8 protein-coding genes are annotated in these 13,074 nt (G+C 63.6%); 4 read left to right on the top strand and 4 right to left on the bottom strand.

Annotation, left to right across the window (positions count from 1 at the left end; translation table 11 throughout):
* Positions 1-103: 103 nt before the first annotated feature.
* Genes parC through BZG29_RS25390 form a run of 4 tightly spaced genes read right to left on the bottom strand, consistent with a single transcriptional unit; the run spans position 104 to position 8,037 of the window.
* A complete protein-coding gene (gene parC, locus BZG29_RS25405; protein WP_077408542.1) occupies positions 104-2,458 on the bottom strand; it encodes a DNA topoisomerase IV subunit A in 2,355 nt (784 codons plus the stop codon).
* Positions 2,459-2,506: 48 nt separating this feature from the next.
* Entirely contained in the window at positions 2,507-4,318 is a 1,812-nt protein-coding gene (locus tag BZG29_RS25400) for a J domain-containing protein (protein ID WP_150131052.1), read from the bottom strand.
* A 12-nt stretch (positions 4,319-4,330) separates the two neighbouring features.
* Positions 4,331-6,040 (bottom strand): molecular chaperone HscC, encoded by a 1,710-nt coding sequence (locus BZG29_RS25395; protein ID WP_077408540.1) that lies wholly within the window; start codon positions 6,038-6,040, stop codon positions 4,331-4,333.
* On the bottom strand, positions 6,040-8,037 hold the full coding sequence (locus BZG29_RS25390; RefSeq protein WP_077408539.1) for a DNA topoisomerase IV subunit B: 1,998 nt from the start codon (positions 8,035-8,037) through the stop codon (positions 6,040-6,042). Before BZG29_RS25390 ends, BZG29_RS25395 begins: the two co-directional genes overlap by 1 nt.
* A gap of 463 nt (positions 8,038-8,500) precedes the next feature.
* Here BZG29_RS25390 and kdpF point away from each other — a divergent pair, with 463 nt between their 5' ends.
* The 4 genes from kdpF to kdpC are packed head-to-tail and all read left to right on the top strand — an operon-like array spanning position 8,501 to position 13,069.
* Entirely contained in the window at positions 8,501-8,590 is a 90-nt protein-coding gene (gene kdpF, locus BZG29_RS25385; RefSeq protein ID WP_034746483.1) for a K(+)-transporting ATPase subunit F, read from the top strand.
* The gene (kdpA, locus tag BZG29_RS25380; RefSeq protein WP_077408538.1) at positions 8,590-10,395 is read left to right on the top strand and encodes a potassium-transporting ATPase subunit KdpA; all 1,806 of its coding nucleotides are present in this window, start codon (positions 8,590-8,592) and stop codon (positions 10,393-10,395) included. The genes kdpF and kdpA overlap by 1 nt, the downstream gene beginning before the upstream one ends.
* 9 nt (positions 10,396-10,404) lie before the next feature.
* The gene (gene kdpB / locus BZG29_RS25375) at positions 10,405-12,483 is read left to right on the top strand and encodes a potassium-transporting ATPase subunit KdpB (protein ID WP_077408537.1); all 2,079 of its coding nucleotides are present in this window, start codon (positions 10,405-10,407) and stop codon (positions 12,481-12,483) included.
* Positions 12,484-12,493: 10 nt separating this feature from the next.
* The gene (gene kdpC, locus BZG29_RS25370; RefSeq protein ID WP_077408536.1) at positions 12,494-13,069 is read left to right on the top strand and encodes a potassium-transporting ATPase subunit KdpC; all 576 of its coding nucleotides are present in this window, start codon (positions 12,494-12,496) and stop codon (positions 13,067-13,069) included.
* Positions 13,070-13,074 lie beyond the last annotated feature (5 nt).

Raw genomic sequence — 13,074 nt, 5'->3', positions numbered from 1 at the left:
TATCTGTCAAATTATCTGTGAAATATTTTTTCCTGCGCCGCTGCGAGGTGATGGGCGAAAAAAAAGACAGGCGAACCTGTCTTTTCGTATGACCGGATGGCGATCAGCCGATGGCCGCCATGGAGACCGGTTTCAGCTTGGCCGCCAGCGCCTTGCCCTTCTTCGCGCGCTTGCCGAAGTGCTCGGCCAGGGCCGTGGCGCCCAGCGACGCATCCTGCGGTCTCGATGCTCGGCCGATGCCCGAGACCACCACGCCGCGCTGGGTGATTGGCTGCACGGCCAGCAGCTTGTCCTTGGCATCGAGGTCGATCAGCTTGACGCCCGTGCCGCCTTTGGACAGGGTTTTCATTTCATCGAGGCCGAACACGAGCAGGCGCGCGCCTTCCGTCAGGCAGGCCAGGGCGCTGGCCGCCTCGGGAATGACTTTGGGCGCCAGAGGCACGTCGCCATCGTCCAGGGTGATGAAGGCCTTGCCGCCTTTCAGACGGCTCGTCATGTCGCCTGCCTTGGCGATGAAGCCGTAGCCGGCGCTCGACGCCAGCAGTAAATTGGTGGCGCCATTGCCCGCAAAGTAATGGAGGATGCGCACGGCGTTGCCGGGAGTGCCGCCGCTCAGGTCGCACAAGGTCGTGATCGGCACGCCGTCGCCGCGCGCGTTGGGCAGCGCCGAGACGGGAACCGAGTAAATCTTGCCGTTGTTGCCAAAGCCCAGCAGGGTATCGACCGTGCGGCACTCGAAGGCGCCATGCAGGCTGTCGCCCGCCTTGAAGGTGAATTGCGCCGCATCGTGGCCGATACCGGTGCGTGCGCGCACCCAGCCTTTTTCCGAAATGATGACGGTGACGGGTTCATCGACGACCTTCTGTTCGGCCACGGCTTTCTGCGCTTCCTCGATCAGGGTGCGGCGCGCGTCGCCAAACTGCTTGGCGTCGGCCTCGATCTCGCGGATGATGGCGCGCTTCATCGAGCCCGGGTTGTCGAGCAGGTCTTGCAGCGACTTTTCTTCCTTGCGCAGCTCGGCCAGTTCCTGCTGGATCTTGATCGTTTCCAGGCGCGCCAGCTGGCGCAAGCGGATTTCCAGGATGTCGTCGGCCTGGCGTTCGGATAGCTTGAACGCCTCGATCAGGGCCGCCTTCGGTTCATCCGAATTGCGGATGATCTGGATTACCTTGTCGATATTGAGCAGGATCGCTTCGCGTCCTTCCAGGATATGGATGCGGTCCTTGACCTTGCCCAGTTTGTAGCCGGTGCGGCGCGTGACGGTCTCGAAGCGGAAGTCGATCCACTCGCGCAGGATGTCGCCCAGGCCCTTCTGGCGCGGACGGCCATCGCCGCCGATCATCACCAGGTTGATCGAGGTCGATGATTCCAGCGAGGTGTGCGCCAGCAGCATCAGCATGAATTCCGTCTGGTCCTGGTTCTTCGATTTCGGCTCGAACACGAGGCGCACGGGCGCGGCACGGCCCGATTCGTCGCGGATGGTGTCGAGCGAATTGAGGATCAGCGCCTTCAGGGCCACCTGGTCCGGCGACAGCGCCTTCTTGCCCAGCTTGATCTTCGGATTCGTCAGTTCCTCGATTTCTTCCAGTACCTTTTGCGACGAGGTACCCGGCGGCAGTTCCGTCACGACGGCTTGCCACTGGCCGCGCGCCAGTTCTTCGATCTTCCAGCGCGCGCGCACTTTCATGCTGCCACGGCCGCTCGCGTACATGTCCTGAATTTGCGACGGCGGCGTGATGATCTGGCCGCCGCCGGGGAAGTCCGGGCCAGGAATGATGGCCATCAGTTCGGCGTGCGTCATCTTCGGATCGCGGATCATGGCAACAGCCGCTTTTGCCACTTCCGCCAGGTTGTGCGACGGGATTTCCGTCGCCAGGCCCACGGCGATGCCGGAAGCGCCATTGAGCAGCACCATCGGCAGGCGGGCCGGCAGCAGCTTCGGTTCTTCCGTCGAGCCGTCGTAGTTGGGCTGGAAGTCCACGGTGCCCATGCCGATTTCATCCATCAGCAGCTTGGCGATCGGCGTCAGGCGCGCTTCCGTGTAACGCATGGCCGCGGCGCCATCGCCATCGCGCGAGCCGAAGTTGCCCTGGCCATCGATCAGCGGGTAGCGCAAGGAAAAGTCCTGCGCCATGCGCACCAGCGCGTCGTACACGGACTGGTCGCCATGCGGATGCAGTTTACCCAGCACGTCGCCGACCACGGCCGCCGATTTGCGCGGCTTCGCCGTGGAATTCAAGCCCAGCTCATTCATCGCATACAGGATGCGGCGCTGCACGGGTTTCTGGCCGTCGCACACGTCGGGCAGGGCGCGGCCCTTGACGACGGAGATGGCGTAATCGAGATAGGCGCGCTCGGCAAAGGTGGAGAGGGTCAGCGCTTCGCCGTCGAATACCGGTTCATCCGGCTCGATCGGCTCAGGCTGGGCATCGTCAAATAAATTGGTTTGTGTGGACATGGCGCTTGTTTCGGTGTGAAGTGGTTGCGGTTGAATTCTTGGAGCTGATTATGACAGCCCGGATTTGGAGAAGGATTTGCCGTAGGTCTTGTAGATGTAGCACATGGTGAAATACAGCACGGCCAGGGCCAGCTCCACGCTGTTGTGCATCATCTGCATGGCGCGGATGGCCGGGGCTTGGCCTGCCAGCACGAAAGTGGCGATGGACGGCACCAGCACCACCGGCCAGATCGTCTTCCATTTGAAATCGCTGGGGGAAAACAGCAAGCCGGCGCACGACCAGACATATAGCGCGGCGCCGACGAAGGCGGCCGGCAGCAGTTGCAAGTACAGTTGCAGCAGCAAGCCCGCGCAGCCGACCAGCCATGCCGCGCGCAGGCGGGGCAAGAGCGCCTCCGGCCAGCCGCAATCGCCATACAGGCCGGTGGCGCTGCGCAGGGCCAGCGCCGCCAGGCAAAACATCAATGGCATGGCTTCGCCGATGGCCAGCGCCGCAGGGCCTTTGCCACTCATGAACATGGCGGCGAACAGCGACAGGCCCAGACACAGGAACAGCAGCATGCCATGCAGCAGCTGGCGGTTCAGCGCATACGCGAGCAGGGCCGACGCGCACAAACCGGCCGCGGTGACGAGGCGCACGGTCTCGCCGCGTTCGGGCAGGAACAGCAGCAAGGCCAGCACGAGATAGGGCGCGATCCAGCCCAGCTGTCGCAAGCCGGGCCGCTGCCACAGCGTGGGCAGGCGTTCCTGCAGCGCTTCCTGGAGTGTATCTAGCTGCGTGAACAGCGGCGCCGGCCAGCGCAAGGCATGCATGGCCAGCAGGCCAAAGGCGAATGCCTGGAAGCCTAGCAGGCTGGCATAGGCAGCCGTGTCGCCGAGCTTGAAACCGGCCGCATCGAGCACGCCCGCGAGCATGAAGTGCAGCATGAAACCCAGGCCCCCCGAGGCCAGCGCCGTCTGCTTGAAGTAGCGCTTTGCATGAACGGCGTGTTCCCACTGCTCGAACAGGTCCGTATCGAGTTTGTAGGCCAGCATCTCGCCGTGCTGCCAGCGTATCGTATGCAGCAGCTCGCGCAGCTGCAGCGTGAATTTTTGGTCGAACAGCTGGCGCGCGTAGGCCGATGGCGACTGCTGCGACATGATGCAGTCCAGGCCCGGATAGCTGTCGCGGTTGTCGCTGAAATGGGCGAACGAGCGGTCCGCCCGGTAGCGCTGCACGGCGCTGCGCACCAGATCCGCATGGCTGCGCGCCAGGTAGGAAAAATCGTGGTCCCAGCCCAGCAGCTCGAACAGGGCCTGGCGCAGCGACAGGTCGTAGCCGGCGCTGGCGCAATAGCGCAGCGCGCACAGCTCGAATTCCTCGCGCACGTCGAGGTTAAGCATGGTGTCGTCTTGCAGCACGCGGGTCAGCACCTCGCCGGCATCCGCGTGCCGCGCCAGCGCCTGGCAGCCTTGCCAAAGGCTGGCCGCTTCCTGCGCCGGGTCGATGGCGACCACGCCCCATTGTTCCGGGGGCGGAGCCGGTTCCTGGGCAATGATGCCCCACAGTTCCGCAGGCGCTTCCTGCGCCGCCTCGTCGATGACGCCCCACAGGTCGGCCGGTTCCATGGGTGGCGCTTCTGGCGTTTCCAGGGCTTCCGCCTCGGCCCCGGCCGATTCCGCTTCCGACAGTTCCCCGGCAAAATGGGATGCATGGCGCAGCGCGTATTCATACGCTTCACGCAGCTCCTGGAAGGCGGCCGGATCGTCTTCGGGACGCGTCACCTTCAGGCGCTTCGCATACGCGCGCTTGAGGGCGCGCTCGTCGCCGGTCGGCTCCGTGCCCAGGATATCCCACAGGCTGCGCTGCCCGTTGTGCATGCCGCCGTCCATCTACAAAAAGCTCTCGCTCTCGACCTGGCGCAGCACCTCATCCAATGCCTGGCGCGCCTTGCGGATGGTGTTCGGGTCCTGCGTTTCCAGCGCGGCCTGGAAATTGGCCGTGTGCGCCGCCAGGTATTGGCGCACGTCGCCCAGCGACTGTTCATACAGGCGGTCGGCGCGCGTGACCAGGGTGCGGTTTTCTATCTGCTCGCGGGGGTGGATCTTCAGGTCGGCCAGTTCCGCAAAGCGCTGCTCGATCTGTTCCGGCGTCATCACGCCCGCATTGTCGCTGATGACCATCTTGTGCTTTTCCTGCGTGGCCAGCACCGTCACTTCCGCTTCCAGCACGCCGCTGACGTCGTAGGTGAAGCGCACGTCGATTCCGATCTCGCCCGCCTTTTTTGCGGGTATCGGGAAGCTGATCTTGCCGAGGAAGACGTTGTCGGCCACCAGGCGCGACTCGCCCTGGAAGATCGCCACGTTGATTTCCTTCTGGTTGTCGTAGATGGTGGTGATGTTTTCCGTGCGGGAGACGGGCACCACGGAGTTACGCTCGATGATGGGCAGGTAATGCCCGCCTTCATATTGGTTCGCGCCGACCTGGCGCGAAATCGAAATGCCCAGCGAGTACGGCGCCACGTCCGTCATCACCACTTCATCGAGGGCAGAGTCGCGCATCTTCAGGCCCGCCTGCACGGCGGCTCCCAGCGCCACGGCTTCGTCCGGATCCAGGTGGATGGCGGGGAAGCGGCCGAACATGCGCGAGACGAGTTTACGCACCAGCGGCATGCGCGTGGCGCCGCCGGCCAGCACCACTTCATTCAATTCCGCGGCGCGGATGGTGGCGTCGCGCAGCGCCCGCTCCACGGGCAGGCGCAAGCGCGCCAGCAGGGGCTCGCACAATTGCGCCAGTTTGTCTTCGCCGATCTCCCAGCTGTATTCCTTGTCCTGGTAGCGTGTGGCCATGCGCACGGACGGCTGCTCCGACAGCAAGCGCTTGACGCGCTCTGCCTCATCGCGCAGCAGCTGCTGCTGGCGCGGGTCGAACAGGCGGCTGCCGGCCGCATCGCGCAAGCCGCTGCCTTCCAAAAAGGCGTCGACCAGCACGGTGACGAAGTCTTCGCCGCCCAGAAAATTGTCGCCGGCCGAGGCGCGCACTTCCATCACGCCTTCGAACAGTTCCAGGATCGACACGTCAAACGTGCCGCCGCCCAGGTCGAAGACGAGGAATTTGCTTTCCTGTTCCTTGTCGCGGATGCCGTAGGCCAGCGCGGCGGCCGTCGGCTCGTTCAGCAGCCGCTCCACGCGCAAGCCCGCCAGTTGTCCCGCGATGCGCGTGGCCTTGCGCTGCGCATCGCTGAAATACGCGGGCACCGTAATGATGGCTTCCTCGACCTTGTGCCCCAAAAAGGCTTCGGCATCTTCCTTCAGCGCGCGCAGCACCATCGACGACAGTTCTTCCGGGCGGAATTGCTGCGTGCCGAGGGTGATCTTCTTTTCGCTGCCCATGTAGCGTTTGAAGACGGCCGCCGTCAGCTGCGGGTGCGTCTGCAGGCGCTCGCGCGCGGCGCGGCCCACCAGCACGGTGCCGTCGTCATCGATGCTCACGCACGACGGCGTCAGGTGTTCACCGAGCGCATTCGGGATGATGGAAGCCTTGCCGTCGCGCCAAATGGCGACCAGGCTGTTGGTGGTGCCCAGGTCGATGCCGATGATCATCAGATATCCGCCTCCGCCTCATTGCCGTGTTCTTCGATCCAGGCGCGGCGTCCGGCCGCTTCGCCCTTGCCCATCAACATATTGAAGCGGGAGGCAGAGGCCATGTGGTCTACTTCACCGAGCGTGACGGGCAGCAGGCGGCGCGTGTCCGGGTTCATCGTCGTTTCCCACAGCTGCTCGGCGTTCATCTCGCCCAGGCCCTTGAAGCGCGAGATCGACCAGGCGCCCTGTTTCACGCCTTCCTTGCGCAGCTTGTCCTCGATGGCGAGTAGTTCGCCGTCGTCGAGCGCGTAGATTTTCTGCATCGGCTTCTTGCCGCGCGCGGGCGCATCCACGCGGTACAACGGCGGACGGGCGATGCAGATATGGCCCTTGTTGATCAGCGCCGGAAAGTGCTTGAAGAAGAGCGTCAGCAGCAGTACCTGGATGTGCGAGCCGTCCACGTCTGCATCCGACAGGATGCAGATCTTGCCGTAGCGCAGGCCGGACAGGTCGGGCGAGTCGCCCACGCTGTGCGGATCGACGCCGATGGCCACGGCGATGTCGTGGATCTCGTTATTGGCGAACAGGCGGTCGCGGTCCGTTTCCCACGAATTCAAGACCTTGCCGCGCAGGGGCAGAATCGCCTGGAATTCCTTGTCGCGGCCCATCTTGGCCGAACCGCCCGCCGAGTCACCCTCGACGAGGAACAGTTCATTGCGCGTGATGTCCGACGATTCGCAGTCGGTCAGCTTGCCGGGAAGGACTGCGACGCCCGAGGATTTTTTCTTTTCCACTTTTTGCAGCGAGCGCTGGCGCGACTGCGCCTGCTTGATCACGAGCTCGGCCAGCTTCTTGCCGTAATCGACGTGCTGGTTCAGCCACAGTTCCAGCGGCGGCTTGGTGAAGGTCGAGACGAGGCGCACGGCGTCGCGCGAGTTCAGGCGTTCCTTGATCTGGCCCTGAAATTGCGGGTCCAGCACCTTGGCCGACAGCACGAACGAGGCGCGCGCGAACACGTCTTCCGGCAGAAGTTTCACGCCCTTCGGCAGCAGCGAGTGCATTTCGACGAAGTTTTTCACGGCGCCGAACAGGCCGTCGCGCAAGCCCGATTCGTGCGTGCCTCCATTCGAGGTGGGGATCAGGTTGACATACGATTCGCGCACGATGGCGCCCTCTTCCGTCCACGCCACCACCCAGGCCGCGCCTTCGCCTTCGGCAAAGCCTTCCGAGTCCGGGCCCGCGTATTGCGCGCCTTCGAACAGGGGAATCAGGGTTTCGCCATTCGATACCTGCGCCAGCGTTTCGGTCAGGTAGCCGCGCAAGCCTTCCGCGTACTGCCAGGTCTGCGTGTCGCCCGTCTTCGCGTTGGTGAGCGTGACGGTCACGCCCGGCAGCAGCACGGCTTTCGAGCGCAGCAGGCGTTGCAGCTCCGTTTGCGAGATGTTCGGCGAGTCAAAGTATTTTGCATCGGGCCAGGCCGTGACGCGCGTGCCGGATTTTTTCCCGTCGCGCGGGGCGGGGCGGGAACTCAGGGGCTCGATCACGTCGCCGTTGGCAAACACCATGTGGTGCAAGCCGTTGCCATCGCTTTCCTTGCGCCAGACGGTGATTTCCAGGCGCGTCGACAGCGCATTGGTGACGGATACGCCGACGCCGTGCAAGCCGCCCGAGAACGCGTAGGCGCCGCCCGAACCCTTGTCGAACTTGCCGCCCGCGTGCAGCCGTGTAAACACGATTTCCACCGTCGGCACGCCTTCTTCCGGGTGCAGGCCGACGGGAATGCCGCGGCCATTGTCTTCGACGGTGATGCTGCCATCCGTGTTTTGCGTCACGGCGATATGCGTGCAATGACCGCCCAGCGCCTCGTCGGAGGCATTGTCGATCACTTCCTGAATGATGTGCAGCGGATTTTCAGTGCGGGTGTACATCCCCGGGCGCTGCTTGACGGGTTCCAGTCCTTTCAGGACACGGATGGATGATTCGCTGTAGTCGGATGCTGGTTTTTTAGTGGCCATACGTGTTCAAGCTAAGTAAAGACAGTGGTTGGAACGCCAGGCCAGGGCACTGCGGGGCGCAATGACAGCGGCGGCGATAACTGTATGAATATACAGTATATCCCGTCCAGCGTCACTGGGGGAGGGCAGTGCGGCAGGCTTGGCGTCCTTGTGCGGACGCTCGCGCATTCTATCTTGTCCGGCGAGCAATAGCGCTACTCCAAGGCAACAACAGTGCGCCGCGCGCGTGGTTTGGCGCCCATTGTGAAGGATTTTATGCGGTAAAGCCCCCGTTTTTACATCTTGTTTACAAGCACCTCCCCAGTCTTTACGAATTTTTTAGACCCTTTTGGCTAATCTGCTCACTATCAAAACAAACCTGAATGAGGGTGGGAATGGATCTCGTGTATCTCGGCTTGATTGCCGTGTTTTTCGTCGTGGCGGCCGGCTTTGCCGTCGCCTGCGACAAATTAGGGAGCGTCAAATGAACGCGTTTTATGTGCTGGGCGCCGTCGTGTCGGCTGGCCTGCTCGTGTACCTGCTGGTGGCGCTGCTGAAGGCGGAGGAACTGTGATGACGACGCAATCGATACTGTTGTTGGTGGCCTTCCTGGCCGTGCTGCTGGCCGCCGGCTATCCGCTGGGCCTGTACATGGCCAGGGTGGCCGGCGATGGCCCCGTGCGCGGCCTGGGCTGGCTGCAAAAGCTGGAAAATCTGCTGTACCGCTGGTCCGGCCTTCCCGCCGACAAGGCCATGGGCTGGAAAAGCTATGCCATCGCCCTGATCGTCTTCAATACCGTGGGCGCCGTCTTCGTCTACGGCCTGCAGCGCCTGCAGGGCTTCCTGCCTTTGAATCCCCAGGGCCTGGGTGCCGTCAGCCCCGATTCCTCGTTCAATACCACCGTCAGCTTCGTCGCCAACACCAACTGGCAGGGCTACGGCGGCGAACAGACCATGAGCTATTTGACGCAGATGCTGGGCATGGCCTGCCAGAATTTCTTCTCGGCGGCCACCGGCATCGCCGTGATCTTCGCGCTGGTGCGCGGCTTCGCCTCGCGCTCGGGCAAATCGATCGGCAATTTCTGGGTCGACCTTGTGCGCTCGACCCTGTACATCCTGCTGCCGCTGTCCCTGGCCCTGTCCGTCGTCTTCATGGGCGAAGGCATGATCCAGAATTTTTCCGCCTACAAGGAAGTGACCCTGCTCGACCACGTGGCGTATGAAACGCCGAAAACGACGGCCGACGGCCAGCCCGTGCTCGATGCGGCCGGCAAGCCCGTGATGGAAGCGCAAGTGGCGACGACGCAGACGATCGCCATGGGCCCCGTCGCGTCGCAGGAATCGATCAAGCTGCTGGGCACGAATGGCGGCGGCTTCTTCAATGCCAATTCCTCGCACCCGTACGAAAATCCGACCGTGCTGTCGAACTTCCTGCAGATGCTGGCCATCTTCATCATTCCCGCCGGCCTGTGCTTCACATTCGGCCGCATGGTGGGCGACCTGCGCCAGGGCTGGGCCGTGCTGGCCGCGATGAGCCTGATCTTCGTCGTCATGACGGCTGGCGTGATGAGCGCCGAGCAGCAAGCCAATCCCGCCTTGCAAGGCCTGGGCGTGGACCAGCAGGCCAGCAGTCTGCAATCGGGCGGCAATATGGAAGGCAAGGAAACGCGCTTCGGCATCAGCTCTTCGACCCTGTTCGCAGCGGTGACGACGGCCGCATCGTGCGGTGCCGTCAATTCCATGCACGACTCCTACATGCCCCTGGGCGGCATGGTTCCGCTGCTGCTGATGCAGTTCGGCGAAGTGATTTTCGGCGGCGTGGGCACGGGCCTGTACGGCATGCTGATGTTCGCCATCCTGGCCGTCTTCATCGCCGGCCTGATGATCGGCCGCACGCCTGAATACCTGGGCAAGAAAATCCAGGCCTATGAAATGAAGATGGTGTCGCTGGCCATCCTGATTACGCCAGCCCTCGTATTGACGGGCACGGCGATCGCCGTGATGGTCGAACCGGGCAAGATCGGCGTGGCCAATCCGGGCGCGCACGGCTTCTCCGAGATACTGTATGCCTTCACGTCGGCGGCCAACAACAACGGCAGCGCGTTTGCCGGCCTGTCCGCCAACACGCCGTTCTACAACGTGATGCTGGCGATTGCCATGTGGTTCGGCCGCTTCGGCGTGATCGTGCCCGTGCTGGCGGTGGCCGGTTCGCTGGCGGCCAAGCAGCGCCTGTCGGCCAATGCCGGCACCATGCCCACGCACGGCCCCATGTTCATCGGCCTGCTGATCGGCGTTGTCGTGCTGGTCGGCGTATTGAATTACGTTCCCGCGCTGGCCCTGGGCCCGATCGTCGAACACCTGCAACTTTTCATCAAATAAGAGGCTACCATGTCACGCACAAGCCTGACTTTGTTCGATTCCGCACTGATTGGCCCCGCCGTCGTCGATGCGTTCAAAAAACTCGACCCCCGCACGCAGTGGCGCAGCCCCGTGATGTTCGTCGTCTATGTCGGCAGCATCATCACGACCCTGCTGGCCATCCAGGCCCTGAATGGCCAGGGTGAAGCGCCATTCGGCTTCATCGTCGCCGTCGCCGTGTGGCTGTGGTTTACCGTACTGTTCGCAAACTTCGCCGAAGCGCTGGCCGAAGGCCGCAGCAAGGCCCAGGCGGCCTCGCTGCGCGCCCTCAAGCAAACGGTGATGGCAAAGAAAATGCAAACGCCGAAATACGGCACGTCCTGGCTGCCCACGCCGGCCACCGACCTGCGCAAGGGCATGACGGTGCTGGTCGAGGCGGGTGACGTGATTCCCGCCGACGGCGAAGTGACGGCCGGCGTGGCCTCCGTCGACGAAAGCGCCATTACGGGCGAATCGGCGCCGGTGATCCGCGAATCGGGCGGCGACTTTTCGGCCGTCACGGGCGGCACGCGCGTGCTGTCGGATTGGCTGCTGGTGCGCGTCTCCGTCAACCCGGGCGAAGCCTTCATCGACCGCATGATCGCCATGGTCGAAGGCGCCAAGCGCCAGAAGACGCCGAACGAGATCGCCCTGACGATCCTGCTCGTGGCGCTGTCGATCGTGTTCCTGATCGTCACCGTGACCTTGCTGCCGTACTCGCTGTTTTCCGTGGCGGCGGCCGGCACTGGCACGCCGGTGACGATCACCGTGCTCATCGCGCTGCTCGTGTGCCTGATTCCGACCACCATCGGCGGTTTGCTGTCCGCCATCGGCGTGGCTGGCATGAGCCGCATGATGCAGGCCAATGTGATCGCCACCTCGGGCCGCGCCGTGGAAGCGGCCGGCGACGTGGACGTGCTGCTGCTCGACAAAACGGGCACCATCACCCTGGGCAACCGCCAGGCTTCCAGCTTCGTGCCGGCGCCCGGCGTGACGGAGCAGCAGCTGGCCGATGCGGCGCAACTGGCCTCGCTGGCCGATGAAACGCCGGAAGGTCGCAGCATCGTCGTGCTGGCCAAGCAGAAGTTCAACATCCGCGAACGCGAGATGGCCAGCCTGCACGCCACCTTCGTGCCATTCACTGCACAGACGCGCATGAGCGGCGTGGATATCCCTGGCGAGCAGCAGGTGCGCCAGCTGCGCAAGGGCGCGGCCGACTCCATGAAGAAGTACGTGGAAGCGCTGGGCCAGCCGTATCCGGCCGAGGTGGCGCGCGCCGTCGACGACATCGCGCGCCGCGGCAGCACGCCGCTGGTAGTGGTCGACGATGGCAAGGTCATGGGTGTCGTGGAACTGAAGGATATCGTCAAGGGCGGCATCAAGGAGCGCTTCGCGGAATTGCGCCGCATGGGCATCAAGACCGTCATGATCACGGGCGACAACAAGCTGACGGCCGCCGCGATTGCCGCCGAAGCGGGCGTGGACGATTTCCTCGCCGAGGCGACGCCGGAAGACAAGCTGAAACTGATTCGCAGCTACCAGTCCGAAGGCCGTCTGGTGGCGATGACGGGCGACGGCACCAACGACGCACCGGCGCTGGCGCAGGCCGACGTGGCCGTGGCCATGAATTCGGGCACGCAGGCGGCGAAGGAGGCGGGCAATATGGTCGACCTGGACTCAAACCCGACCAAGCTGCTGGAAATCGTTGAAATCGGCAAGCAGATGCTGATGACGCGCGGTTCGCTGACGACGTTCTCGATTTCGAACGACATCGCCAAGTACTTCGCCATCATCCCGGCCGCCTTCGTGGGCACCTATCCGCAGTTGAAGGCGCTCGACATCATGCATTTGGCCAGCCCCGCCTCGGCCATCATGTCGGCCGTGATCTTCAATGCCCTGATCATCGTCGTGCTGATTCCACTGGCGTTGAAAGGCGTGCAATACCGGGCCATCGGCGCGGCCAGCCTGTTGCGCCGCAACCTGCTGATCTACGGCTTGGGCGGCATCGTCCTGCCCTTCATCGGCATCAAGTTGATCGATATGCTGCTGTCCGCACTCAATTTAGTTTAAAGGAACCATCATGAGCACTATCGTACGTCCCGCCCTGGTCTTGTTTGCCGCGCTGACCGTGATCTGCGGTGTCGTCTATCCGTTTGCCACGGCCGGCATCGGCCAGCTGGCCTTCAGCGATGAAGTCAACGGCAGCATCGTCGAGCGTGGTGGCAAGCCCGTCGGCTCGACCCTGATCGGCCAGTCCTTCACCTCGCCCAAGTATTTCTGGGGCCGTCCATCGGCCACCGCGCCGATGGCCAATAACGGCGCCGGTTCGGGCGGCTCCAACCAGGGACCGAGCAACCCGGCCCTAGTGGACGCCGTCAAGGCGCGCATCGCCGCCCTGCAGGCAGCCGATCCGGGCAACCGCAACCCGATCCCTGTCGACCTGGTGACGGCGTCGAGCAGCGGCCTGGACCCGGAAATCAGCCTGGCGGCGGCCCTGTACCAGGCGCCGCGCGTGGCCCGCGTGCGCGCCGTGCCGCTGGCGCAGGTGGAAAACGCCATCGCCAAGGTGCAGAAAACCGCGTATATCGGCTTTTTCGGCGAACCGCGCGTGAATGTGCTGGAACTGAATCTGGCGCTTGATGCGGCCGCGAAGTAAGATGA

Origin of the sequence: Janthinobacterium sp. LM6, from assembly GCF_002002885.1 — a bacterium.
GTDB classification, from domain to species: Bacteria; Pseudomonadota; Gammaproteobacteria; order Burkholderiales; family Burkholderiaceae_D; genus Janthinobacterium; species Janthinobacterium kumbetense.
This window is presented reverse-complemented; position numbering and strand designations above follow the sequence as displayed.